This window comes from Pseudomonas sp. F3-2 (assembly GCF_038804275.1).
Lineage (GTDB): Bacteria > Pseudomonadota > Gammaproteobacteria > Pseudomonadales > Pseudomonadaceae > Aquipseudomonas.
In genome coordinates this window covers 2140315-2164360 of sequence record NZ_CP152388.1, presented here as the reverse complement: position 1 = coordinate 2164360, position 24046 = coordinate 2140315, and the positions used below count along the sequence as shown (strand labels likewise).

The following is a 24046-nucleotide window of genomic DNA, read 5'->3' as shown; positions in this document are numbered from 1 at the left end:
CCGGCCGCTGGCTAGATTTATGGGCAGCCTTTAGCAGGGAGTCAGGGAATGGCCGAACAACCGCACTCGCGCAGCCTGCGCACCGGGAGGTTTTCAGAACCCGGAAGAATTTATCTTGTGACATCACGTCTTGCGCAACACCGCACTGACTTTGCCGACTGGCGCACTGGAAGGTTGTTGGTCGATGAGCTGCGGGCTGCAGAGGAATCAGGCATGGCTGACTCATTGGCCTGGGTGGTCATGCCTGATCATTTTCACTGGCTGGTCGCGCTTGGTACCGGTTCGCTTTGTCAGACGGTGCAAAGGGTGAAATCAAAGACGGCGATAGCGGTAAACAAGCGCGCGGGGCTTCAAGGTAGCCTCTGGCAATCCGGCTACCATGACACAGCCGTTCGCCACGAGGAGGCGTTGCTGAGATTTGCGCGTTACATCATTGCCAACCCCTTGAGGGCTGGGCTGGTGAGGCGTGTGGGCGACTACCCGCTATGGGACGCGGTCTGGCTGGCACACCCTGAATGAACACACTCACGGCTCAGCATAAGACGACATTTCACGGAGCCGTCTCGCACCGGGCAACAGGTGGTATTGAGCTTGCTCGCCATGAGGGCGTTTCTCTTGGTGGATATTGGGCGGCTGATCTGAAGCCTTCGCGAGCAAGCTCGCTCCCACGAGGTTTTGTGGTGTTTGGCTGAGCGTCACGCCGCGAAACAGGTGGGAGCGAGCTTGCTCGCGATGAGGGTGTCTCTGCTGGTAGAAATTGGGTGACGGAACTGAAGCCATCGCGAGCAAGCTCGCTCCCACGAGGTTTGTGGTGTTTTGGCGAGCGGCGTCACGCCGCGAAACAGGTAGGAGTGAGCTTGCTCGCGATGAGGGCGTTTCTGCTGGAAGAGATCGGGTGGCTGAAATGAAGTCATCGCGAGCAAGCTCGCTCCACACAGAGGTTTTGTGGTGTTTTGGCGAACTGCGTCACACCGCTAATTAGGTAGGAGTTAGCTTGCTCGCGATGAGGGCATTTCTGCTGGTAGAAATTGGGTGGCTGAAATGAAGCCTTCGCGAGCAAGCTCGCTCCCACGAGGTTTGTGGTGTTTTGGCGAGCGGCGTCACGCCGCGAAACAGGTAGGAGTGAGCTTGCTCGCGATGAGGGTGTTTCTGCTGGTAGAAATTTGGGAGCTGAAATGAAGCCATCGCGAGCAAGCTCGCTCCTACAGGGGTTATGTGGTGTTTTGGCGAGCTGCGTCACGCCGCGAAACAGGTGGGAGTGAGCCAACTGTTTATAACGCCCCTTCGATCAACGGTCTGATAACCGACGCCTTCGCGGCTAAAGCCGGTCCTACGAAAGTCTGCAGCGTCTGTAGGACCGGCTTTAGCCGGGAAGAGGCCCGTGCTTGCTCACGAAGAGGGCATTTCCAGCCACTACTAAACGCCCATCAAGCAAAAGCCCACCGGAAGGTGGGCTTTTGTTTCAGCAAGGTCCGGGTGTTACAGGTTGAACACGGTGACCAGTTTGGTGTTCAGGTACGCTTCGATGGCTTCGGTGCCGCCTTCGGAGCCGTAGCCGGAATCCTTGATGCCGCCGAATGGCACTTCCACCAGGCCAATGCCTTGGTGGTTGATGGAGAGCATGCCGGCCTCGATGCGGGTGCTGAGGATGTGCGCGGTTTTCATGGAGGTGGTGAAGGCGTACGACGCCAGACCGAACGGCACGCGGTTGGACTCCTTGACGGCGTCTTCGACGGTGTCGAACGGCACCAGCAGCGCGACCGGGCCGAACGGTTCTTCGTTCATGATGCGCATTTCGGTGGTCAGGCCGCTGAGCACGGTGGGCTCGAAGAAGTAGCCAGGCCCCTCGACCGCCTTGCCGCCGGTGTGAACCGTGGCGCCGTTGTCGCTGGCATCCTTGATCAAGGCCGACAGCGCCGGAATGCGCCGCTCATTGGCCACCGGGCCCATGGTCACGCCCTGCTCCAGACCATTGCCGACCTTGACCTCATGGGTCAGGCCAACGAATTTCTCGGCGAACGCGTCAAACACCCCGCGCTGCACCAGAATGCGCGTCGGCGACACGCAGACCTGACCGGCGTTGCGGAACTTGGCGCCTGCCAGCACACGGGCGGCGAGGTCGATGTCGGCGTCGTCGAAGACCAGCGCAGGGGCATGGCCGCCCAGTTCCATGGTCGCACGCTTCATGTGCTGACCCGCCAGTGCGGCGAGCTGCTTGCCCACCGGAGTGGAGCCGGTGAAGGTGACTTTCTTGATGGTCGGATGGGCGATCAGGTAGCTGGAAATCTGCGCCGGGTCGCCGTACACAAGGCCGATGACACCGGCCGGCACGCCGGCATCGACAAACGCACGGATCAGTTCGGCAGGCGAGGCCGGGGTTTCTTCCGGCGCCTTGACGATGATCGAGCAACCGGCTGCCAGCGCAGAGGACAACTTGCGCACCACCTGGTTGATCGGGAAGTTCCACGGCGTGAAGGCGGCGACCGGGCCGACCGGTTCCTTGATGACTTTCTGCTCGACCGAGACGTTGCGCGATGGCACCAGTCGGCCATAGGCGCGGCGGCCCTCTTCGGCCAGCCAGTCGATGATATCGGCGGCGGCGAGGGTTTCCATGCGCGCTTCGGCCAATGGCTTGCCCTGCTCCTGGGTCATGATGCTGGCGATGCTGTCAGCGCGCTCGCGCAGCAGATTGGCGGCCTTCTGCATGATCTTGTAGCGGTCGTACGCCGGCGTGCTGCGCCAGGTTTCGAAACCACGCTCGGCGGCGAGCAGCGCCTTGTCCAGATCGGCGATCCCGGCATGGGCGACGCTGCCCAGGGTTTCGCCCGTGGCCGGGTTGATGACGGCCAGGGTGCGACCGTCTTCACTGGCGCGCCATTGACCATCGATGAACAGCTGAACGTCTGGGTACATAAACAAGCTCCGGATGCGCCTGGCGTGAGGCAGGAGAAGGGAAAAAGGCCGTCCAATTTACGGGCATATGCCGCTATCGGTCAACCTCGGTGTGCGGCAGTGCAAGTGTGCGCCTGGCGCGCGCTCAAATGTGCATCAGTTGCCGAGCGTACGCGTGCAGCACCTCGCGCTGGATCAGAAAACTGGCGTACTTGCCTTCGCGCAGCGTGGCGATCAGGCCGGCGCGCTCGAGCTCCTTCGTATGATGGGAAACCGTCGCCGCGCTCACCGGATGCACCTTGAGCAGCGCGGCGCACGGCACCGGCTCATCGCTGGCGCCGATCTGAACGAGAATCTGATATCGCCTGCGGTCAGCAAGCGCTCGGGAAATCAACGTGACTTGCAGATCAGTCAACGGAAATTGCTGTGCAGTGCTCATGAAGATCTTTACGCCCCAGTTGAAACCTCCTTGTCGAGAGATGGACCCGTCAGGACCTGGTATTGCCCAATACAACCCGCCGAGTTGGACGCCGATCGCCGACGTCAGGTTCAAAGGCAACAGAATAAGCGCCCGACGCAGACCCGCGAAACATTTTCTGGCATCCTTCGCGCCCTTTTTACGACGGGCGTTCTGGCTGACCCATGCCGTTATTTTGTACACAATTTTTCAATAAATTGTTTTTCATGCTGTGGACATGTTGTAGAGTCGCAAAACCTGACCTAATAGTTAAGTTCTGTCTTCCGGTCAGTCCAGCGTCACCTGCAAAGCCCACGAGCGAATAAAAACAATTGGCAGGCTAACCATGACCACACCGCAAAGCAGCTCCGCGTCAACTCGCGCCTCACGCCCGACCGATCTGATCTACGGCCTCAACGACCGACCGCATTTCACCGCCGCGATCTTCGCGGCGCTGCAGCACGTGCTTGCCAGCTTCGTCGGCATCATCACGCCCACGCTGATCGTTGGCAGCGTGCTGGGCCTGGACAGTGAGGTGCCCTATCTGATCAGCATGGCGCTGTTCGTCTCGGGGCTGGGCACCTTCGTGCAAGCCAGGCGCTTCGGGCCGATCGGTTCTGGTCTGCTCTGCCTGCAAGGCACCAGTTTTTCCTTTCTCAGCGTCATCCTCAGCGCCGGCTTCCTGGTGAAGAGCCGTGGCGGCGGCACTGAAGAAGTGCTTTCGACCATTTTCGGCGTGTGCTTCTGCGCAGCCTTCATCGAAGTGGCGCTCAGTCAGTTCATCGGCAAGCTGCGCAAGCTGATCACTCCGGTGGTGACCGGCACGATCATTACCCTCATGGGCCTCTCGCTGCTGAAGGTCGCCATGACCGACATGGCCGGCGGGTTCGGCGCCAGCGACATGGGCTCGGCGGCGAATCTGGGGCTGGCGGGCCTGGTGCTGGCCACGATCGTGGTGCTCAATCGCTTCAATATCCCGCTGCTGCGGCTGAGCGCGATCATCATCGGCCTGACCCTTGGCTTCGCTGTGGCCTGGTACATGGGGCGCATCGACTTCGCGCACATGCCGCAGGTGCCGTTGATGAGTCTGCCGGTGCCGTTCAAGTACGGTTTTTCCTTTGACCTGCTGGCGTTCATACCGATTGCCGTGATCTTTCTGGTATCGCCACTGGAAGCGGCTGGCGACCTCACCGCCAACTCGATGATCTCGCAACAGCCTGTCAGTGGCCCGGTGTACATCCGCCGGATCAAATCCGGGCTGCTCGCCGATGGCCTCAACTCGGCGATGGCGGCCATGTTCAACAGCCTGCCGATGGTGACCTTCGCGCAGAACAACGGCGTCATCCAGCTGACCGGCGTCGCCAGTCGCTATGTGGCGTTTTTCATCGCCGGCATTCTCGTGCTGCTCGGCCTGTTCCCAGTCATCGGCGCCGTGCTGCAACTGATGCCCAAGCCGGTTCTGGGGGGCGCCACCCTGATCATGTTCGGCACCGTGGCCGTTGCCGGCATCAAGATTCTCTCGGAGGCTGGCCTGCATCGGCGCAACATGCTGATCGTGGCCATTTCACTTGGCATGGGGCTGGGCGTCGCCGCCGTGCCGGAGGTGCTGCGCGAGTTGCCGAAAGCGCTGCACAACATCTTCGAATCGCCCATTACGGTCGGGGCGTTCTGCGCCATCGTGCTGAACATTTTCCTGCCCGAAGAACATCAGGAAGAGGAGCTCACCGAGTTCGACCCGGAGGCCTCTACGGTCAAGGTTTTGCAGGACCCGGCGCTCCCTGCGCCAGCAGAACCTCTCAGCGCCCGCGAGGTCGCACAGTTGAACCGCTAAGCTGTTGAGTGGGGTGCACCGCACCCCGGCCAGCCCGCTTCACTGGAGTGTCCGATGCCCTTACGCCCGATCCGAACCCTGCTCGCCGGCCTGCTGATCCTGGCGCTGAGCGCCTGCGCGCTGTTCCCCAATCGTGACCCGCTGAACATCAACGTGGTGGGTATCGAGCCTTTGCAGGGCCAGGATCTTGAGATCCGCTTCGCCGTCAAATTGCGCCTGCAGAACCCGAACGACACCGACATCGAGTACGACGGCGTGGCGCTGAATCTGGATGTGAACGGCAAACTGCTGGCGTCGGGCGTCAGCGATCAGAAAGGCACCATCGGCCGTTTCTCCGAAGGCGTGCTGACGGTGCCGGTCACGGTGTCAGCGTTTGCCGCGCTGCGCCAGGCCGTCGGGCTGACCGAGCAGCAGCGCCTCGACAATTTGCCGTATGAATTGCACGGCAAGCTGGCGGGCGGCTTGCTCGGAACGATGCGGTTTTATGACAGCGGCACGCTGAGCCTGCCGCAACCGGCAAGCGGAAGCTGGTGATGCCTGCCGGGCGCGGCTGACAGGGCCGCCAACGGCACATTCAGCCGCAGGCAGCCGTGGGCATCAGCCCCGCGCGGCGGCGACCTGACGATTGACTTCTGCGCGGACCATGTTGGCGTATTCAGGCGGCGACATGGCGTCGAGCTCGGCGCGCACCCACTCCGACCATTTGCCCTTGCGCTTGGCGCGCTCGCCCATCAAGCGGGCCGCGTCGCCCTTGGCCTTGCCCAGATTGCTCTGCCACAGCTCGAACAGACGGGATTTTTCGTCCTCGATGGCGGCGCGTTCGGCAAGGGACTTGTTGGCCAGGTTGAAACTCATGACGGTTACCTCGTGTGCAAAAACGAAACGCTATGACCGAGCCGCGTACGGGCTCAAAAGCGTCAGCATCTTACACCCGACGAGGGCGTTGCCCGACGACATTCGTCGCACTTTTTCGGCTCCGTCCGAAATGTCCTGCAACTTTTTCTCGCCCCGGCGACTCCATTGCTCACTGCCATTATCAACTGAAAGGAAATTGCCATGGCTCGTAAAACTGTTGCCCAGAACGCCGCCGAACAGATCAAGGATCAGGCATTCAGCGAATTGGCGGCCCTCATCGAAGAGTCCGACAAACTGCTCAAGGACAGCGCAGCGCTGGTTGGCGAAGAGGGAGAGACCGTGCGCGCGCAACTGAGCCTGAAGCTGAAACAGGCACTGGACTCGGTAAGCAATGTGCGTGAGCGCACCAAGCCCGCGGTCGAAGCGACCGAAACTTACATCGGTGGCCACCCGTGGCAGACCGTCGCCGTATCCGCTGGCTTCGGCCTGATCGTCGGCCTGCTGCTGGGCCGTCGCTGAGTCGGCACGCCGATATCGCATTTGCCCAAGGCCGTGGCAACGGCCTTCGGCATTTGCCGCCTTCCCCTGCTACATTACCGATCCGCTCAACGCCGCTGCGGCACCACGCCTTGCAGCAGTCGGGCGAAGTAATCAGCGGTAAACGTCTGGGGTTCCGAATCCTTGACCCCGACAGTCTTCTTCAGCATCCACACCTGCCGTTCGGCTTCCAGGTGTAACGAATATTTCTCCTGTCCGTGCAGGCTCAGCCCGTTGACCGACACACTCACCTGCCCTGCCGGTCCCATGGCGTCCGGTACGAACGTGACCCGATGCGCGGCCAGTGAAAAGGTCAGTCGGCGGCTTCTGAACGGCGAGTTATCGTCAGGATAGCCCTTGCTCTGGGCCTGATGCGGATCGTATTCGAAGCGGGTCTGACCCTCTTCGATCAAGGGCTTGAGCCAGCCTTCGACCTGCTGATAAAGCGCGTCGATGCTGGCGTTCCACTGCACGAGGTCATCGTGAAAACGCTGTTGCTTCTGCTCTTCGTAACGCTGATTGGCATTGAGCAAATCACTCAGGCGTTGAATCTCGTCCATAACGGCGATTCCTGGTTTACGCGCCCGAGTATTCGAACGCGTTGACCGAGGGTGTCACAGCCATGGCAAGGTGTCGCGCTACATCGTGCAGTCGCTGCATCAAGGCTTGGGCGGGATGACTTCCAGCTGTGACAGCCGATGACCTTTGACCAGCGCTGCGTCGATGTCGGTCTTGGCTTTCTCGGCGGCGTCCTGCGACTCGAACGGCCCGATCATGACCACTTCCCTGCCATCGACCTTGACCACGTACGAAGGGTAATGGTGCTCGACCAGCCAGTAGGTCATGTCGCTCAGGGCTTCCTTCAAATGGACGCGAATGGTCCATTGCGGCGAAGCCGGGGTGGCGGCTTCTGTGACCGAATCGGTCGCCGGAACCTTGGCGGGCGTAGCCGGCTTACCGCCATCACAACCTGCCAGCATCAACACCGCCACCATCATTGCCATCTTGCGCACGTCTGTCGCTCCTCGTCTGAAGTGGCGAGAGTCTATCACTGCAGACGCACGCGGGTTGGCCGGCGAACAGCTGACCGGCGGCTCCCCTGCGCCGGCCGCCAGCCTTGCGCCTCAGACCTGCGACTTTCCGACGCGGGGCGCACTCAGCGGATCGGCAACCGAGGGTGCGGGCTTGCCGGGTTTCGCGGAACGGTCATTCATCGCAGCGATCTCGCGCGCCGCCTTGGCCTTGTCGAAAGAACCGTCCCATTTGGCAATGGCAATGGTGCCGATGCCGTTACCGATCAGGTTAGTGACCGCGCGCGCTTCATTGAGGAAACGGTCGACGCCCAGCAACAGCACCAGACCGATCATGGGAATGCCGTGGAACACCGACAGCGTCGCGGCCAGCGTGACGAAGCCCGCCCCGGCCACCCCGGCCGAGCCTTTGGAGGTCAGCAGCAGAATGCCCAGCACCGTCAGTTGATCCCACAAGGTCAGCGGCGTGTTGGTCGCCTGCGCGACGAAGATCGCCGCCATGGTCAGGTAGATGCAGGTGCCGTCGGAATTGAACGTGTAACCGGTCGGCAGAACCATCCCGACCACCGATTTCTCGCAGCCGAGTTTTTCCAGCTTGACCATCATTCGCGGCAGCACCGCTTCAGTGGAGCAGGTCCCGAGGGTGACGAGAATTTCGTCCTTGAAATACCGCAGGAACTGCATCAACGGCAGCCCCGACCAGCGTGCCACCGAGCCCAGAATCACCACGATGAACAGCAGCGTGGTGACGTACAGCGCGACCAGCAACTGGCCGAGCGACAGCAGCGTGCCGATGCCGTATTTGCCGATGGTGAACGCCATCCCCGCCCCGGCCCCCAGCGGCGCCAGGCGCATGACCATCGCCACCACACGGAACAGGCTCTGCAGCAGCATGTCGATGACATTGACCAGCGGCTTGACCGGTTCGCCGATCTGCACCAGTGCAACGCCCATCAGCACCGAGACCAGAATCACCTGCAGCATCGCGCCTTTTGCAAACGCGTCGAACAGCGTGGTCGGGATGATGTTCATGAAGAATTCGACTACCCCGCCCTGCGCCGCGGCGGCCTGGGTGTAGCCGCTGATGGCACTGCCGTTGATGGTGTTGATGTCTATGTTCATGCCCACGCCGGGCTTGAGAATATTCACCACCACCAGACCGATCACCAGCGCCAGGGTCGAGAGTATCTCGAAGTAGATCAGCGCTTTGGCGCCGATGCGTCCCACTTCTTTGACGCTGCCCATCTTGGCGATGCCCACCACCACCGTGCCGAAAATGATCGGCGCGAGCAGCATCTTGATCAGCTTGATGAAGCCGTCGGCGAACGGTTGCAGCTTGGCGCCGATGTCGGGGAGAAAGAAGCCGATGGCACCACCTATGACGATACCGATCAACACCTGAACGTAGAGCTGGGAATACCAGCGTGTCGAAGCCTGTTCCATGGATTGCCTCACTGTTGTTTTTGTATGAGGGGAAAGGACTGCTTGAGCGATGGAGGACGGGTGGGAGTGAGCCATCTGTCTTTAACGCCCTTTCGATCAGCGACGTAACAACCGACGCGTTCCCGGCTAAAGCCGGTCCTACGAAAAGCTTGCAGCGTCTGCAGGAGCGGCTTGAGCCGGGAAAAGGCCGGTACATGCTGTGGAGCATGCGGCGTCTGGAGATCAATCTTCGCGAGCAAGCTCGCTCCCACCGGATCGGTGCTTGACGCCAGACCACGCCCGCCGCATTACCCTTGTGGGAGTGAGCAAGCTCGCTCCCACCGGTTCGGTGCTTGACGCCAGACCACGCCATGCCGCTATACCCTTGTGGGAGTGAGCTTGCTCGCGATTGCGATGTGTCAGACACATCGCCGGTGACTGACACACCGCATCGCGGGCAAGCGCGCTCCTGCAGGGGCGAAGCGGTGTGTTTACGCCCCCTCACCCAGTTCACGCATCACCGCATACAGCGCGGACTTGGCTTCGAAGCCCACCCCCGGAATATCCGGCAGTCCGACGTAGCTGTTCTCTACCCGGATACCATCGGCAAAGCCGCCGAATGGCTGGAACACGTCCGGGTAGGACTCGTTGCCGCCCAGGTGCAGGCCTGCAGCGATGTTCAGGGACATCTGGTGCCCACCGTGAGGCACGACCCGACGGGACGACCAGCCCAGGTCCTTCATCACGTCGAGTGTGCGAAGGTATTCCACCAGACCGTAGGACAGCGCACAGTCGAACTGCAGGAAATCGCGGTCAGGGCGCATGCCGCCGTGGCGCAGCAGGTTACGCGCGTCCTGATGGGAGAACAGGTTTTCGCCCGTGGCCATCGGCAGCTCGTAGTGATTGGCCAGTTCCGCTTGCAACGCGTAGTCCAGCGGATCGCCCACTTCTTCATACCAGAACAGGTTGTACGGCTTGATCGCTTCGGCATAGGCGATGCCGGTCTTGAGGTCGAAACGACCGTTGGCGTCGACCGCCAGGCGCTGGCCGTCACCCACCACTTCCAGCACCGCTTCGATCCGGCGCAGGTCTTCGGCCAGCGGCACGGCGCCGATCTTCATCTTCACCACGTCATACCCGCGATCCAGGTAGCTCTGCATCTCGGCCTTGAGCTTGCTCTGGTCTTTGCCGGGGTAGTAATAGCCGCCGGCCGCGTACACCCACACCTTGTCGTCGGCCACGCCGTTGCGGTAACGGTCGGCCAGCAGGCGATACAGCGGCTTGCCCTCGATCTTGGCCACCGCGTCCCAGACCGCCATGTCGATCGTCCCCACCGCCACCGAACGCTCGCCATGCCCGCCCGGTTTCTCGTTGGTCATCAGGGTTTTCCAGATGGCGAAGGGGTCCAGATTGTCGTGTTCCTGGTCGATCAGCGTTTCAGGGTCTGCTTCCAGAACGCGCGCCAGGAAGCGGTCACGCATGAGCGCCCCCTGCCCGTACCGACCGTTGGAGTTGAAGCCGTAGCCGATCACCGGCTTGCCGTCGCGAATCACGTCGGTGATCACGGCGACCACCGAGCAGGTCATTTTGGAAAAATCGATGTAGGCGTTGGCAATCGGCGAGGCAATGGAAACGGTCTTCTCGCGAATATCGACGATACGCATGGGTGACTCCTGTTGTTTTAGGTGAAGAGGTGCAGCGCTTGGATGAGCCCACTCTAGGGCTGGACCTTTTGTCGCGGCCAATGCTAAAAACGCGGCACTCAATGCGCGGACGGCATCACGATGGAATTGGTCTGGCTGGAAGATTTCAATGTACTGGCGCAAAGCGGGAATTTTTCCCGGGCGGCCGAGCTTCGGCATGTCACCCAGCCGGCGTTCAGTCGCAGGATCCGCGCGCTCGAGACCTGGGTTGGCGTCGACCTGTTCGAGCGCACCACCCAAGGCGCGACGCTGACCGATGCCGGACGGCACATGCTCGACAATGCCCAGGAGATGACCCGGCGCCTGTACCAGATGCGTCAGGAAGCGCGCGAGGTCGCAGGCAAGCAGGCGCGTACTTTGCATTTCGCCGCCACTCACTCGCTGTCGTTCACCTTTTTTCCGGGCTGGGTGCGCGCTGCCGAACGCTCAGGGCCGCTGGAGGCGATCCGCCTGCTGTCGGACAACATGAGCGTGTGCGAGCACATGCTGCTGAGCGGCGAAGTGCAGTTTCTGTTGTGCCATCAGCATCCCGACGTGCCGCCGCGTTTTGCCGCCGATCAGTTTCAGTCCAAGGTCGTCGGCCATGATCTGTTGGTGCCATTGCGCGCCCGTAACAGCGAACCTGCGGCGCCAGGCATCGCGCCGCCACACCTGGCGTACACGGCCGAGTCGGGCCTGGGGCGGATCATCGCCGCGCGGCTGCGCAAGGAAGACCGGCCGCCGACGCTGAACACTGTTTTCAGCTCCCACCTGGCGGCGGTGCTGTTGTCCATGGCTCAGGAAGGAAAAGGCTTCGCCTGGCTGCCCGCAACCTTGTCGGAGGCGGAAGTGGCCAACGGCAAGCTGGTTCGGGCGTTGGACGAGCATTGGGACATTCCCGTCGAGATCCGCCTGTTCCGTCCCAACACCGCACTGAGCGATTTCGCAGAGGATTTCTGGGCCAAGCTCTGACGCCCGAAAATGGCAAGAAAAGCCCCGCGCACGGGCGGGGCTCGATGCTCAGCGGCTGGCGAAGTACATAGTGACTTCGAAGCCGATACGCAGGTCGGTGTACGCAGGTCGGGTCCACATGGACGATGCCTCCTCGATTGACCGGAACAGCCCGGCAGCTCCGGTTATACGCCGTTGTCCGGACACCGCAAGACCCGCGCAGCCTCGGCCCCGGCGCCGCGGCGGGACACTCGCGCTACAGCTGTCGCGACCTTGCAACAGGTGCCGTGCAGCGCGCTGATCCGGGTGTCGCGCTCCGCCGCTCTGGCCCGGGCTGCGCCGTGCCGCAGGCGATCGGGTACAGCATTCGCTGTACCCGGAGCGCGCCGTGAATTATTTTTTGTAACAGGCATATTTCGTCACAGGCGCTAGTCTGAGCGTTATCCCTGCCGCCCCGAATGCCTCGGCGGCCGTCCTCAGAGGACACAGAACAATAATCATGCGTTGAGGCCTCATGGTCGCAGCCGCATCAGGAGAGTCATCTATGTCGTTGCAGACCTCAGCCACCGGACCTGCTGATCTCAAAGCGTTCGTCGGCGATTACTTTGCCGACCGCAGCCTGCCATCCGATGGCCTGATCGTGCAGTCCTGGTATCGCAGCGTGGTCGAGCACGGTCTGAAGCCGGCAGGCCGGGCCAACAAGGTGATCCTCAGCGCCGCCGAAATTCATCGCCATCAGGAATTCCACCACGATTACATGTCCATCGCCGGCCAAGGCGTCAGCGGCCTGGCCAAGCGCGTGGGTCAGGCCGGATTCGCCGTGCTGCTGAGCGACGAACACGGCATCGCGCTCGACTCGCGGGTGCCCACCACCGGCAGCGCCTACGCTGATTCGGGCCTGATCGTAGGTTCGCGCTGGGATGAATCGCTGGTCGGCACCAACGGCATCGGCACCGGCCTGGCCTCGGGCAGCGCGTTGATCATTCATCGCGATGAGCACTTTCTGCGGGAAAACGATCGCCTGAGCTGTTCGGTCTCGCCGATCTTCGATTCGCTGGGCCAGGTGCGCGGCTGCCTCAACGCGTCCTGCCTGAACAGCAACGGTCCGAAAGAGGCGCAATACCTGACACTGCAACTGGTGATCATGTACGCGCGGATGATCGAGAACGCCTACTTCCGCCACAGCCACCGCAACACCCTGACGCTGATGATCAAGCCCTGCGAGGACATCAGCGACCTGGCCAACGAGCAATTGCTGGCGCTGGACGACCAGGGCCGGGTGATCGGCGCTAACCGTGCGGCGTTCGTCGAGCATCAGAACCACGGCGACGGCCCGCTGCTGGGGCAAGCATTGAGCGCGCTGCTGCCGGTAGACGTCGAACAACTGCTGCGACTGTGCAACGGCGGCGCCAATGCCACGCGTCTGCGCAGCGGCCAGCGCTTGCTGGAGGTCGGCCTGCGCATGCCGGTCAAGGTTCAGCCTGCCCGGTCGCCGGAGCCGCGGCCTGCGCAGATGCATCATTGCGCGCCAACGCTGGAGCGGCTGAGTGGTGCCGACCTGCGCCTGCAGCAGAGTGTGGCGCGCTTGCGCAAGGTGCTGGACAAGGACCTGCCGATCCTCATCAACGGCGAGACCGGCACCGGCAAAGAAGCCTTCGCTCGCGCGATTCACCTCGCCAGCCAACGGCGGGCCGGGCCGTTCGTGGCGCTCAACTGCGCAGCCATTCCGGAAACCCTGATCGAGAGCGAACTGTTCGGCTATCGCAGCGGCAGCTTTACCGGCGCCAGCAAGAAAGGCATGAAAGGCAAGCTGGAAATCGCCAATGGCGGCACCTTGTTCCTAGACGAAATCGGTGATATGCCTGCGCATTTGCAGACTCGCCTGCTGCGCGTCTTGGCGGAGCGGGAAATTTCGCCCTTGGGCGCCGATACGCCCATGCCGCTGGACATCCAGGTCATCTCCGCGACCCATCAGAACCTGGCCAGCATGATCGCCAGCAAGACCTTTCGCGAGGACCTGTTCTACCGGTTGAACGGCATGACCCTGCACCTGCCGGCGTTGCGCGAGCGCAGCGACATCCGGATGCTGATCGATTCGGTGCTGCGTGATCAGCCTGGCGGGCAAGCCTGCCGCATCGACCCGGTCAGCCTGAAGTTGTTAAGCCGGTACGCCTGGCCAGGCAACATTCGCCAGCTGATCAATGTGCTGCGTTACGCGGTGGCAGTCGCCGACGAAGGGCTGATCGACACGACGTGTCTGCCGGCGGACATTGTCGATCAGGCGGCACTCGACCACGCCGTACCCAGTGCCCTGCCCGACCGCTTGCCGCTGGCACGGCTCACCGCAGACGATGAAGAACAGCGTCTGAAGGAAGCCCTGCGCCGGCACCAGTGGAACGTGACCGGGGTCGCCGACGAGTTCGCCGTCGCCCGGTCAACGCTTTACCGCAAGATGAAAAAATACCGGATCGTGCAGCCCAACCGGGCCGGATGAAAGCGCCTCAGATCTGGATGTACACCACGTGGGTATGGGTGAATTCGTAGACGCCGTGCTTGCCGTCCGCGCCGCCGATCCCGGACTTGCGGATGCCGGCGTGGAAGCCCTGCATGGCCTCGAAATTTTCCCGGTTGATGTAGGTTTCGCCGAAGTCGATTTCGTTGCAGGCGCGCATGGCCGCGCTGAGGTCGCGGGTGTAGATCGAGGACGTCAGACCGTATTCACAGTCGTTCGCCAAATCGATCGCCTGATCCAGATCATCGATGATCTGGATCGGCAGCACCGGCCCGAAGATCTCCTGGCGCATGATTTCCATGTCCTGACGGCAATTGGCGAGCACGGTCGGCTGGTAGTGGAAGCCCTTGCCGTCACGGTCGGCCACCGCGCCGCCAGTGATCACCTGCGCGCCATCGCCCACCGCGGTTTCAACCATCTGCGCGACTTTGTCCAGACCGGCCTTGTTGACCAGCGGCCCCATGTCCAGCCCTTCCTCTGCCAGCGGGTCGCCGTATCGAGTCGCAGCCATTGAGGCGCTGACTTTCTCGATGAACTGATCGGCAACCTTGCGCTCGACGTAGACGCGCTCGGCGCAGTTGCACACCTGCCCGGTGTTGATCACCCGCGATGCAGTGATCGCCTTGACCGCCAGATCCAGATCAGCGTCCGCCAGCACGATGGCCGGCGCCTTGCCGCCCAGTTCCAGATTGAGTTTGGTGATGTTGTGCGCGGCGGCAGCCATGATTCGCTGGCCGGTGGCAACACTGCCGGTGAAGTTGACCATGTCCACCCCGGCGCTGGCGCTGAGCGCGTTACCCACCGTAGCGCCCCTGCCGGAGACGATGTTGACCACGCCTTTGGGCAGATCGGTCTGGGCGAGCAATTTGGCGAATTCGAAACAGTTGATCGGCGTTTCTTCGCTGGGTTTGATCACGATGGTGTTGCCTGTGATCAGCGCCGGGGCGAGCTTGCGGGCAATCAGGAAGAACGGAAAATTCCACGGCAGAATGCCCGCGACCACGCCCAGAGGTTTGCGAAACACGAAGATGTTTTCACCAGGCCGGTCACTGGTGAGAATTTCGCCTTCGAGACGGCGTCCCCACTCGGCCATGTAATCCAGGTAATCGGCTGTGAAGTTCACTTCCACCAGCGCCAACCCCAGCACCTTACCCTGCTCGGCGGTAATGATTCGCGCCAGCCGGTCGGCGTTCTCGCGCACCTTGGTCGCAATCTGGCGCAGGTAACCGGCGCGCTCGTTGGCCGGCTTGCGAGCCCAGCCTTTCTGCGCCAAGCGGGCGGCGGCGATGGCCCGCTCGACCTCGCTCAAGCTGGTTTCCGGCACCGAGCCCAACAGATCGCCGTTGGCCGGATTGAACACCTGAATGTGGTTGTCGCCGGCGCTGAAGGCGCCATCGATATAGCTTTGGTAGATCGGTAGCGGGTTGCTCATGGGGGTTGCCTCTTTTTATCGATTGGATATGTGATCCCTGCAGGAGCGACCGGGGTGGCGCTCCGCCTTGCCCGCGATGGCGATGTGTCAGACAGCAATGGGGTGCCGACACATTGCAATCGCGGGACAAGTCACGCTCCTACAGGTAGGGCGTTTACTGCGCCGCTGCGGTCTTGGCCGACGCCATTTCTTTCTTCAGGTCGTTGGCGCGTTTGATGATGTATTGGTGCACCAGCTCGACTTCATCGGGCTTGAGCTCCTCGGCGAACGACGGCATGCCGTCATTGACCCGGCCGCCATAGACGATGCCGAGGAACATCTGATGATTTTCCTTGCTGAGCATGCGCAGATCCGGCAGCACGCCGCCGCTGATCGCGTTGATGCCATGGCAGGTGTCGCAATGGCCGTTGAACAGCGCGCGGCCCTTGTCCACTTGCTCGGTGGTGCCGGTGAAGGCCGGTGGATCGACCTTGCGATCGGCGTATTTATATTTCAGGTCAGGCAGCTTCGCCGTTCCGCCCAGTTTATAGGTCAGCACCTGGGCGTTGGGCTTGACCCCGGCGCGCAATGACAACGCGCCGGCGAAGGTCGAAAACGCGCCCCCCCATCCCGCCATGAACGTCACGTACTGCTCGCCATCCACCTCATACGTCACAGGGCCGGCCATCACACCGGTGTTGGCCGGTTGCTCCCACAACACCTTGCCCTTGTCGGCCGAATAGGCGACCACCCGCCCGTCCGCAGTGCCCTCGAACAACAGGTTGCCCGCGGTGCTCAGCGTGCCACCGTTGAAGATCGTCGAATACGGCACTTCCCAGCGCGCCTCCTGCTTGAGCGGATCCCAGGCGATGAGCTTGCCGGTCCAGGTGTCGGCCAGTTTGCGCAGGCCGTCCGGGTCCTCCGGCATCATTCCGGTGTTGACCTGCAACTGATACATGCTCTTGAATTTCTTGCGCGGCGGCTGGCCCTCGACGTCCTGATACAGCGCCGACATGATGTGCGCGGGAATGTAGACGAGGCCCGTCTGCGGGTTGTAGGACATCGGCTGCCAGTCATGGGCGCCCCAGAATGCAGGCTGCACCAACAGCGCTTTCTTTTCCGGGTCACGCCAGTAGACGGCGGCCTTTTCATCGACGATCGGCCTGCCGGTCTTCATGTCGACGCCGCTCGCCCAGTTGATCGGGACGATGTTTTTCGCCGACAGCAGCTCGCCGGTCTTGCGGTCGATCACGTAGAAAAAGCCGTTCTTGGGCGACTGCATGAGCACTTGCCGGTCTTTGCCATCGATCTTCAGGTCCGCCAGCATGATGTGCGCGGTGGCGGTGAAATCCCATGCATCGCCGGGCGTAGTCTGGTAATGCCAGACGTATTCGCCGTTGTCGGGATTGATGGCGATGATGGACGACAGAAACAGGTTGTCACCCTTGCCTTCAGAACGCAGACGCGGGTTCCAGGACGAGGCGTTGCCGACGCCGATGTACAGCAGGTTCAGTTTCGGGTCGTAGGACATCGAATCCCAGACGGTCCCGCCGCCGCCCTGCTCGACGAACTTGTCGCCGAACCAGGTTTTGCTGGCAATCTCCATGGCCTTGTTCTCCGGCGGCAGTTTCGGATCGCCAGGGACGGTGAAGAAACGCCAGTCCTGCTTGCCGGTCTCAGCGTCATAGGCTGTGATGTAGCCGCGCACGCCGTATTCGGCACCGCCGTTACCGATGATGACCTTGCCTTTCACCACCCGCGGCGCACCGGTGATGGTGATGCTGCGATCGGGATCAGTGCGGGTGTCCACCGACCAGACCTTCTGCCCGCTTTTCGCGTCGATGGCCTCCAGGCGGCCGTCGAGTACGCCGACGAATACTTTGCCGCCCCAGACGGCCACGCCGCGGTTGACGGCATCGCAGCATGCCTCGCCCGCGCGGCTGCGATCGGAGTGCGGGTCGTATTTCCAGAGCAGTTTGCCATCGCGGGCATCCAGTGCGTACACCACCGAAAACGGCCCCGTGGTGTACATCACGCCATCGACCACGATCGGCGTGGCTTCGACACCCCGGTCGATGTCCAGTTTGTAGGTCCAGGCCAGTCCCAGTCCCGAGACGTTGCCGTCGTTGATCTTTTTCAGCGGGCTGAAGCGTTGCTCGTCGTACGTGCGTCCGTGACTCATCCAGTTTCCCGGTTCCTGATCGGCGGCGCTGATTCGCGCCCCATCAACCTGCGCAGGCTGTGCAGCGAACGTCTGCGGGCTGAAAGCGACGCCCAGGGCAATGGCGGCGAAAAAGAGTCGGGTGGGGGCGCCGGGCAGGCGCGGATGCTGGCCAAATCGGTTCATGTGGCTCTCCGTTCTTATTAGAACCGGGCGCTTGGCTGCCCCGGCTGTCGAGCGAGAGAGCAAGCGCTGTGCCACGCTGAAGAAAGCCTTTTGTTTCAGATAATTAACCGCACGATGCCCTCCTGCTGATCGCGCTGTCGCGCTACACTTGTCGCGTTTGCAGCGACACATGCCGCAGGGATGTCACGCCAGCGCGCTACGAACGGTGCTCATGCCACCCAGATGCCGAGCAGGCGAACCGCCGTCGAACCCGATGCTGGCATTGTGGTCAATCTCTCAAGCCAACCCAGACAGCGTGCTGTTCATGAACTCAGTCCCAAGCAAACCCGGCAGGCACTGCCGCGACGGCGTATCGTCGCCTGCAGCGCCTTTGTGCATGCGTATGCTCAAAGCCGATCTATCGTGAACACGTCCATTCCCTCAACGACAACGGCGCCGATGACCGAAAGCCCACCCCCGCACGCCGATTCAGCACAGCGCTGGATCATCTGCGAGCACTGTGACTCGCTGTACGAATCGCAAGCCCTGAACAAGGGCGAGACCGCGTATTGCCTGCGCTGCGCCGCCGTGCTCGACCGCGGTCATCGCATGAGCATCGAGCAACTGCTGGCGTTGAGCGTCGCAGCCGGGATCCTGTTCATTTTCGCCAACGTGTTTCCGGTCATCAGCATCAGCATGCAAGGCCTGCATAACGCGGTGACGTTGTGGGGTTCGGTGCACGCGCTGGCTCAAGGGCAGATCACCCTGATCGCACTGGTAGCGGGGCTGGCAATCATCTTCGCCCCCGCGTTGCAGATCGCCCTGCTGTTCTGGGTGCTGGCCCATGCCCATCGCGGAGAAATCGCACCCGGCTTCAGAACCTGCATGCGCACCCTGGAACACTTGCGGCCCTGGAGCATGCTTGAGGTCTGTCTGCTGGGGATTCTGGTGGCGATCATCAAGCTGGCGGGCATGCTGGATGTCCACCCGGGCGTGGGTCTGTGGGCCATGGCCATGTTGATGGTGCTGATCGTGCTGATCGCCGGCAAGGACATTCGCCGACTGTGGGACGAACTGGGAGTCGAACCGGAATGAACGGCATCCCCTTCGCGCGGGAACACAAGGTCACCCTGTGCCACGTGTGCAGTTATGTCTGCGCCGAGAGCGATGAGGCCTGCCCGCGCTGCGAATCGGCAGTGCATCCGCGAAAGCCCGACAGCCTCAGGCGCACCTGGGCGTTCCTGCTCGCCGGGCTGATTTTCTACATCCCGGCCAACACGCTTCCGGTGATGTTCACGACATTGCTGGGCAGCAGCAGCGAGAACACCATCATGAGCGGGGTCATCGAGTTCGCCGAAGGTGGCTCGTGGGACATCGCCATCCTGATCTTCATCGCCAGCGTGCTGGTGCCCTGCATCAAGTTTCTGGTGCTGGGCATGTTGCTGGTGACGTGCCAGCGCCGCAGCCAGTGGGCCATGCGCGAGCGCTCGCGCCTGTATCGCTTCATCGAACTGATCGGGTATTGGTCGATGCTCGACGTGCTGGTCGTGGCGCTGGTCGCCGCGCTCGTTCAATTCCGCGGCTTGAGCACCATCGAGCCCCGGCTTGGCATTCTGTTTTTTGGTCTGGTGGTCGTGATGACGATGTTCGCCGCCATGAGTTTCGATCCCCGGCTAATCTGGGACGCAGAGGTTGAAGATGTCCGATAACACACTCCCCCCGTCAGCCCCCGCGCGCCCGCATGTCAAGGCCCGCAAGGCGCGTATATCACTGGTCTGGCTGGTGCCGATCGTGGCCGGCATCATCGGCCTGTCGATGGTGATCCACGACTTCCTCAACGTTGGCCCGAAGGTGGTGGTGTCGTTCCTCACGGCCGAAGGGCTGGAGGCGAAGAAAACCCAGGTCAAATACAAGAACGTGGTAATCGGGACCGTGACCGACATCGCGCTCAGCGACGACCGCACGCACATCCTGGCGACCATCGAACTGAATCAGTCGGCCACCCCATTCACTCGCGCCGACACGCAGTACTGGGTGGTTCGCCCGCGCATCGGCGCCCACGGCGTGTCAGGCGTCGACACCTTGCTGTCGGGTGCATTCATCAGCGCCGACGCGGGCAGTTCGGACAAGACCGAGAAGAATTTCACCGGTCTGGAAACCCCACCACCAGTGACCTTCGGCGAACGCGGCAAGCGCTTCATCCTGCACACCGATGACCTCGGCTCGCTGGACATCGGCTCCCCGGTGTACTTCCGCCGTATTCAGGTCGGTCAGGTGGTGGCTTACGAACTGGCCAAGGACGGCAAGGGCGTGGACATCGAAATCTTCATCAGTTCGCCCAACGATGAGTTCGTGCTCACTGACTCGCGTTTCTGGAACGCCAGTGGCGTCGATGTCTCGCTGGGCGCCGCCGGCCTGAAGGTCTCCACCCAGTCGTTGACCTCGATCATCTCGGGCGGCATTGCGTTTCGCGAGCCCAACTACAGCCCTGACGCCAAGCCTGCCGAGGGCAACGCCGAGTTCAAACTGTTCGATGACCAGGCCAGCGCCCTCGCCCCACCTGACGGCGAACCCAAATACATCCGCATGCGCTTCAATCAGTCCCTGCGCGGGCTGGTGGTCAACGCGCCGGTCGATTTCCTGGGTGTGAACGTCGGCCGCGTGGTGTCGGTGGACCTGGATTATGACCCGGCGACCGGCAGTTTCCCTGGCGTGGTCGGCGCTGTGATTTACCCGCAACGACTGGGCGCGGCCAACGACAAGCTTCGGCAACAGGCTGGCGGTGGCGACGAAGAAGAGCAGACGTCGAGAATCATCGGTCGCTTCGTCGAACGCGGTCTGCGGGCGCAGGTTCGCACCGGCAACCTGCTGACCGGCCAGTTGTACGTGGCCATGGATTTCGATCCGAAGGCGCCGAAAATTGCCTACAACGCCAAGGCCCGGCCGCTTGAGGTGCCTACCGTCGGCGGCAGTTTCGACAAACTTCAGGAGCAGTTGCAGGCCTTCGTCGACAAGCTGGGCAAGATCCCACTCGACGATCTGGCGAAGAACCTCAATGGCAGTCTGATCGAATTGCAGAAAACCATGAAACAGGTCAATGGCGAAGTGTTGCCGCAGATGCGTGGCACCTTGCAGCAAGCGCAGAAAACCCTTGGCAGCGCGAACGACACATTCGCCGACGACTCCCCGGCGCGCCAGCAACTGGGCCAGGCCATGGAGGAAGTCCAGCGCACCGCGCGTTCCGTGCGCGTATTGACCGACTTCCTCAGCCGACACCCGGAATCGCTGATTCGGGGACGCAGCGGCGACGCGGCGCCCGGCTCGTATAAAGGTTCTTCCTCATCCCGTGAAATCGCTCCGGAGCCTGTGCAATGACCCTGCGTAACCACTTTCTGACGTTGGCCTGCGCGTTGAGCCTGGGCGCCTGTTCCTCGACGCCGACGCACTACTACACCCTCATCGCGCCTGCGACCCAGCCTGCAGCCAATATTGCGCAGGCGCCGTTTCAATTCGAGATGCAGCCGGTCCTGATGGCCGTGCAAGTGGATCAGCCGCCGCTGGTGGTGCGTCAGGGCGACGGCAGCCTGGCGATTCTGGAAAACGAACGCTGGGGCGCCCCGCTCGGGGATGAGTTTCACGACGCGCTGACCGGACAACTGGAGCGTCGCCTGGGCTCGCGGGATCTGGCCGGGTTGCCCAAGCAGAGCGACGAGCCGGTGCTGTCGGTGCGCACCGATGTGCGGCGGTTCGAGTCGGTGCTCAATCAATACGCGCTGATCGACGTGGTGTGGAACCTGAGCGTGCGCGGCGCCGGGGCCAAACGCCAGACGCTGACCTGCAGCAGCGTCATCCGCGAGCCTGCGGGGACCGGCATGGAAAACCTGGTGCTGGCCCATCAGAAAGCCGTGTCGAATCTGGCCGATATCATTGCTCGAACCGCGACTGACTGGGCTCGCCAGCCCTCCTCGCGCTGCCCTTCCTGATCCTGAAGATTGAACTGACGGGCCGCCATGCAATGTGGCGGCCCGCCTTGCCTCCTGCCCATCGGCTATACGCGCCGTTTATGAATATCCATTCAGTCGTAACACTTTCATACAACCATTTGAGAAAAGTCTGACAAATAGCACCAAAATGGATCCACATTCGAATGAATGTGAGTTATCGTCCGAACGCCTTACGCCGTTATTCATTTGGTTTACATCAACCACTCGTTGGAATTCTCCCTGCAAAAGGGATGCTACGAGCTCCACGCTGCAAGACGCATCATCAGGCCTCGGCCAGTGATCAAGGAGTTTCATCATGTCAGGGATCGGTGTGCGGCTCAGGCAGGAACGCAACCGGCTTAAACTCTCCCAGAGCGCCCTCGGCGCGATCGGAGGGGTGGAAACGAACGCACAAGGCAATTATGAAAGCGGGGCGCGCTCGCCCAAGACCAGCTACCTGCTGCGCATTGCCGAGGCCGGTGTCGATCTCAACTATGTGCTCACCGGCGTGCGCACGGACAAAACGAACGCCGCGAATGAGGGTGACGGCGCCGGGCTGAAGCCGGTTGTGGATCACCATTTGCACAAGGTGACCGATCAGTTGCATCGCAATCTGTATGGCCTGATCGACGCGCTGTATCAGATGGCGCAATTGATCGAAACCCGCGCGAACGACACCTTGGATGAACAGGGAAAAGCCGAACTCGACAACATGAAAGCCGAGGCCCAGTCGCTGGCTCAGGCGTCGGTGCGGCTGATCTTCATTACCTCGAAACTGAGCTGATGACCTGCGCCGGGTGATGTACAGCCCGGCGATCCCTGCGGCATGATTCAGCTTTCTCCAAACGATGTGGAACGCGCCGTGTCTCTTGCCCCTTCTGACCCCAGTCTGCTGACCGCCAGCGCGGCCTTCAAACGGCTCCAGCGCCGGGAACTGACCGCGCAGCAACTGCTCGGCGCCTGCCTGGAACGTATCCGCGATCAAGAACCCCAGGTTTTGGCCTGGCGCCATATCGACGCCGAGCGCGCCCTCGAACACGCCCGCGCACTGGATGCGGGTCCGATACGCGGGCCCTTGCATGGTCTGCCGCTGGGGGTAAAAGACCTGTTTGATACCCGTGACTTTCCGACCGGGTATGGTTCGCCGATCTATCAACACCATCGGCCGGTGACCGATGCAGCCGCCGTTGCCCTGTGCAGAGCAGCGGGGGCCATCGTGTTAGGCAAGACCGTCACCACCGAATTCGCCACCTTCACCCCCGGGCCGACTCGCAACCCGCACAATCCGGGGCACACACCGGGCGGATCCTCCAGTGGCTCGGCAGCTGCCGTGGCGGCGAACATGGTGCCGCTGGCGCTGGGAACGCAGACCGCTGCGTCGATCGTTCGCCCGGCGGCCTACTGCGGGATCGTGGGTTTCAAACCCGGCTTCGGCCTGATTTCCCGTGCAGGCGTGAAAAGCCTCAGTGAGTCGCTGGACACGGTAGGCGGTTTTGGCCGCAGCGTGGCGGACGTGGCGCTGCTGACCTCGGTGATGGCCAACGCTGCGGCCTGGCGTGATCTGCCCGAGGACAGCAGACCTCGAATCGGCGTCTGTCGTACGCCGCATTGGGACAGCGCGAGCGCAGCGGCGCAGCAGGCATTCGAAGGCACTGTCCAGCGTCTGGCCCGGGCTGGCGCGTTTGTGGTCGATGTCAGCCTGCCCGACGCCGTTGCCGCGCTGACCGAGGTGCACGATGAAGTGATGTGCGCCGAGGCCTTCAAGGCGCTGGCCGATGAGCGTTTGCATCATGCTGAATGGCTGAGTGAACGGCTCAGGGCAATGCTCGAGCGCGGCGCCGCCGTGACCTACGAGCAGACCGTCAGCCATCGCGCGCACGTGGCGTCGGCCCGTCATCAACTGGGACGTGGCTTTGCCGGATACGATCTGCTGATGACGCCCAGCGCGTGTGGCGAGGCCGATGCAGGCCTTACCGCCACTGGCGATCCGCTGTTCTCACGTATCTGGAGTCTGCTGGGTTTGCCGAGTGTGGCACTGCCGACCGGATTCGGACCGCAAGGTCTGCCACTGGGCATTCAACTGATCGGACCTTCGATGAGCGATACGGCGACGTTGGGGTTCGCGCACTGGATCGAACAACGCCTGCACGGCTGAG

Annotated in this window: 22 protein-coding genes; 12 read left to right on the top strand and 10 right to left on the bottom strand. The window is 62.0% G+C overall.

Annotated elements, in window-relative coordinates; translation table 11 throughout:
- Positions 1–48: 48 nt before the first annotated feature.
- A complete protein-coding gene (locus AAGQ88_RS09890) occupies positions 49–519 on the top strand; it encodes a transposase (RefSeq protein ID WP_342655157.1) in 471 nt (156 codons plus the stop codon).
- Positions 520–1479: 960 nt separating this feature from the next.
- Here AAGQ88_RS09890 and AAGQ88_RS09885 read toward each other — a convergent pair.
- Together AAGQ88_RS09885 and AAGQ88_RS09880 are read right to left on the bottom strand one after the other, a co-directional pair.
- Positions 1480–2913 carry an NAD-dependent succinate-semialdehyde dehydrogenase gene (locus tag AAGQ88_RS09885; protein ID WP_342655156.1) on the bottom strand — a complete coding sequence of 478 codons (1434 nt, stop codon included), beginning with the start codon at positions 2911–2913 and terminating at the stop codon, positions 1480–1482.
- Positions 2914–3037: 124 nt separating this feature from the next.
- On the bottom strand, positions 3038–3331 hold the full coding sequence (locus tag AAGQ88_RS09880) for a helix-turn-helix domain-containing protein (protein ID WP_285423408.1): 294 nt from the start codon (positions 3329–3331) through the stop codon (positions 3038–3040).
- A gap of 364 nt (positions 3332–3695) precedes the next feature.
- Between AAGQ88_RS09880 and AAGQ88_RS09875 the strand changes: the two genes are divergently transcribed.
- Positions 3696–5180, top strand: coding sequence for a nucleobase:cation symporter-2 family protein (locus tag AAGQ88_RS09875; protein WP_342655155.1), 1485 nt, complete (start codon positions 3696–3698; stop codon positions 5178–5180).
- A 54-nt stretch (positions 5181–5234) separates the two neighbouring features.
- The gene (locus AAGQ88_RS09870; protein ID WP_342655154.1) at positions 5235–5714 is read left to right on the top strand and encodes an LEA type 2 family protein; all 480 of its coding nucleotides are present in this window, start codon (positions 5235–5237) and stop codon (positions 5712–5714) included.
- Positions 5715–5777: 63 nt separating this feature from the next.
- On the opposite strand, the gene AAGQ88_RS09865 is transcribed toward AAGQ88_RS09870, so the two are convergent.
- Complete coding sequence (locus tag AAGQ88_RS09865) at positions 5778–6035, bottom strand: hypothetical protein (RefSeq protein WP_093467695.1); 258 nt, start codon at positions 6033–6035, stop codon at positions 5778–5780.
- 201 nt (positions 6036–6236) lie between these two features.
- Here AAGQ88_RS09865 and AAGQ88_RS09860 point away from each other — a divergent pair, with 201 nt between their 5' ends.
- Complete coding sequence (locus AAGQ88_RS09860; protein WP_342655153.1) at positions 6237–6554, top strand: DUF883 domain-containing protein; 318 nt, start codon at positions 6237–6239, stop codon at positions 6552–6554.
- 86 nt (positions 6555–6640) lie between these two features.
- Here the strand turns inward: AAGQ88_RS09860 and AAGQ88_RS09855 are convergent, their stop codons facing one another.
- The 4 genes from AAGQ88_RS09855 to AAGQ88_RS09840 all read right to left on the bottom strand — a co-directional run bounded on the left by AAGQ88_RS09855 (position 6641) and on the right by AAGQ88_RS09840 (position 10689).
- Positions 6641–7132: a hypothetical protein gene (locus tag AAGQ88_RS09855; RefSeq protein ID WP_342655152.1), complete on the bottom strand. Its 492-nt coding sequence runs from the start codon at positions 7130–7132 to the stop codon at positions 6641–6643.
- Between the two features lie 99 nt (positions 7133–7231).
- The gene (locus tag AAGQ88_RS09850; protein ID WP_285423401.1) at positions 7232–7585 is read right to left on the bottom strand and encodes a hypothetical protein; all 354 of its coding nucleotides are present in this window, start codon (positions 7583–7585) and stop codon (positions 7232–7234) included.
- A 111-nt stretch (positions 7586–7696) separates the two neighbouring features.
- Positions 7697–9046: a C4-dicarboxylate transporter DctA gene (dctA, locus tag AAGQ88_RS09845; protein WP_342655151.1), complete on the bottom strand. Its 1350-nt coding sequence runs from the start codon at positions 9044–9046 to the stop codon at positions 7697–7699.
- 470 nt (positions 9047–9516) lie between these two features.
- Positions 9517–10689, bottom strand: coding sequence for a mandelate racemase/muconate lactonizing enzyme family protein (locus tag AAGQ88_RS09840; protein WP_342655150.1), 1173 nt, complete (start codon positions 10687–10689; stop codon positions 9517–9519).
- A 120-nt stretch (positions 10690–10809) separates the two neighbouring features.
- On the opposite strand from AAGQ88_RS09840, the gene AAGQ88_RS09835 reads away from it, so the two are divergent.
- Positions 10810–11679 carry a LysR family transcriptional regulator gene (locus AAGQ88_RS09835; protein ID WP_342655149.1) on the top strand — a complete coding sequence of 290 codons (870 nt, stop codon included), beginning with the start codon at positions 10810–10812 and terminating at the stop codon, positions 11677–11679.
- A gap of 48 nt (positions 11680–11727) precedes the next feature.
- Here AAGQ88_RS09835 and pqqA read toward each other — a convergent pair whose 3' ends face one another.
- A complete protein-coding gene (gene pqqA, locus AAGQ88_RS09830) occupies positions 11728–11799 on the bottom strand; it encodes a pyrroloquinoline quinone precursor peptide PqqA (RefSeq protein ID WP_093467926.1) in 72 nt (23 codons plus the stop codon).
- 403 nt (positions 11800–12202) lie between these two features.
- Here pqqA and AAGQ88_RS09825 point away from each other — a divergent pair, with 403 nt between their 5' ends.
- Positions 12203–14152 carry a sigma-54-dependent Fis family transcriptional regulator gene (locus AAGQ88_RS09825; RefSeq protein ID WP_342655148.1) on the top strand — a complete coding sequence of 650 codons (1950 nt, stop codon included), beginning with the start codon at positions 12203–12205 and terminating at the stop codon, positions 14150–14152.
- Positions 14153–14159: 7 nt separating this feature from the next.
- On the opposite strand, the gene aldA is transcribed toward AAGQ88_RS09825, so the two are convergent.
- Together aldA and AAGQ88_RS09815 are read right to left on the bottom strand one after the other, a co-directional pair.
- Positions 14160–15602: an aldehyde dehydrogenase gene (gene aldA, locus AAGQ88_RS09820; protein WP_342655147.1), complete on the bottom strand. Its 1443-nt coding sequence runs from the start codon at positions 15600–15602 to the stop codon at positions 14160–14162.
- Positions 15603–15756: 154 nt separating this feature from the next.
- Positions 15757–17928, bottom strand: a complete 2172-nt coding sequence (locus AAGQ88_RS09815) for a PQQ-dependent dehydrogenase, methanol/ethanol family (protein WP_342655146.1) — start codon at positions 17926–17928, stop codon at positions 15757–15759.
- A gap of 438 nt (positions 17929–18366) precedes the next feature.
- On the opposite strand from AAGQ88_RS09815, the gene AAGQ88_RS09810 reads away from it, so the two are divergent.
- From AAGQ88_RS09810 to AAGQ88_RS09785, 6 genes are all read left to right on the top strand, one after another.
- A complete protein-coding gene (locus AAGQ88_RS09810) occupies positions 18367–19002 on the top strand; it encodes a paraquat-inducible protein A (protein WP_285423394.1) in 636 nt (211 codons plus the stop codon).
- A complete protein-coding gene (locus AAGQ88_RS09805) occupies positions 18999–19616 on the top strand; it encodes a paraquat-inducible protein A (protein WP_342655145.1) in 618 nt (205 codons plus the stop codon). The genes AAGQ88_RS09810 and AAGQ88_RS09805 overlap by 4 nt, the downstream gene beginning before the upstream one ends.
- Positions 19606–21282, top strand: a complete 1677-nt coding sequence (locus tag AAGQ88_RS09800) for an MlaD family protein (RefSeq protein WP_285423392.1) — start codon at positions 19606–19608, stop codon at positions 21280–21282. The genes AAGQ88_RS09805 and AAGQ88_RS09800 overlap by 11 nt, the downstream gene beginning before the upstream one ends.
- Entirely contained in the window at positions 21279–21890 is a 612-nt protein-coding gene (locus AAGQ88_RS09795; protein WP_285423391.1) for a PqiC family protein, read from the top strand. Before AAGQ88_RS09800 ends, AAGQ88_RS09795 begins: the two co-directional genes overlap by 4 nt.
- 316 nt (positions 21891–22206) lie before the next feature.
- The gene (locus AAGQ88_RS09790) at positions 22207–22674 is read left to right on the top strand and encodes an XRE family transcriptional regulator (RefSeq protein WP_342655144.1); all 468 of its coding nucleotides are present in this window, start codon (positions 22207–22209) and stop codon (positions 22672–22674) included.
- Between the two features lie 78 nt (positions 22675–22752).
- Complete coding sequence (locus AAGQ88_RS09785; RefSeq protein WP_342655143.1) at positions 22753–24045, top strand: amidase; 1293 nt, start codon at positions 22753–22755, stop codon at positions 24043–24045.
- Position 24046 lies beyond the last annotated feature (1 nt).

Coding starts and splice junctions, on each gene's coding strand:
- AAGQ88_RS09835 (WP_342655149.1), top strand. CDS start 10,810: ATGGAATTGGTCTGGCTGGAAGATTTCAATGTACTGGCGCAAAGCGGG.
- AAGQ88_RS09805 (WP_342655145.1), top strand. CDS start 18,999: ATGAACGGCATCCCCTTCGCGCGGGAACACAAGGTCACCCTGTGCCAC.
- AAGQ88_RS09825 (WP_342655148.1), top strand. CDS start 12,203: ATGTCGTTGCAGACCTCAGCCACCGGACCTGCTGATCTCAAAGCGTTC.
- AAGQ88_RS09860 (WP_342655153.1), top strand. CDS start 6,237: ATGGCTCGTAAAACTGTTGCCCAGAACGCCGCCGAACAGATCAAGGAT.
- AAGQ88_RS09890 (WP_342655157.1), top strand. CDS start 49: ATGGCCGAACAACCGCACTCGCGCAGCCTGCGCACCGGGAGGTTTTCA.
- AAGQ88_RS09855 (WP_342655152.1), bottom strand. CDS start 7,132: ATGGACGAGATTCAACGCCTGAGTGATTTGCTCAATGCCAATCAGCGT.
- AAGQ88_RS09885 (WP_342655156.1), bottom strand. CDS start 2,913: ATGTACCCAGACGTTCAGCTGTTCATCGATGGTCAATGGCGCGCCAGT.
- AAGQ88_RS09870 (WP_342655154.1), top strand. CDS start 5,235: ATGCCCTTACGCCCGATCCGAACCCTGCTCGCCGGCCTGCTGATCCTG.
- AAGQ88_RS09810 (WP_285423394.1), top strand. CDS start 18,367: ATGACCGAAAGCCCACCCCCGCACGCCGATTCAGCACAGCGCTGGATC.
- dctA (WP_342655151.1), bottom strand. CDS start 9,046: ATGGAACAGGCTTCGACACGCTGGTATTCCCAGCTCTACGTTCAGGTG.
- AAGQ88_RS09800 (WP_285423392.1), top strand. CDS start 19,606: ATGTCCGATAACACACTCCCCCCGTCAGCCCCCGCGCGCCCGCATGTC.
- AAGQ88_RS09790 (WP_342655144.1), top strand. CDS start 22,207: ATGTCAGGGATCGGTGTGCGGCTCAGGCAGGAACGCAACCGGCTTAAA.
- AAGQ88_RS09840 (WP_342655150.1), bottom strand. CDS start 10,689: ATGCGTATCGTCGATATTCGCGAGAAGACCGTTTCCATTGCCTCGCCG.
- AAGQ88_RS09795 (WP_285423391.1), top strand. CDS start 21,279: ATGACCCTGCGTAACCACTTTCTGACGTTGGCCTGCGCGTTGAGCCTG.
- aldA (WP_342655147.1), bottom strand. CDS start 15,602: ATGAGCAACCCGCTACCGATCTACCAAAGCTATATCGATGGCGCCTTC.
- AAGQ88_RS09815 (WP_342655146.1), bottom strand. CDS start 17,928: ATGAACCGATTTGGCCAGCATCCGCGCCTGCCCGGCGCCCCCACCCGA.
- AAGQ88_RS09865 (WP_093467695.1), bottom strand. CDS start 6,035: ATGAGTTTCAACCTGGCCAACAAGTCCCTTGCCGAACGCGCCGCCATC.
- AAGQ88_RS09875 (WP_342655155.1), top strand. CDS start 3,696: ATGACCACACCGCAAAGCAGCTCCGCGTCAACTCGCGCCTCACGCCCG.
- AAGQ88_RS09880 (WP_285423408.1), bottom strand. CDS start 3,331: ATGAGCACTGCACAGCAATTTCCGTTGACTGATCTGCAAGTCACGTTG.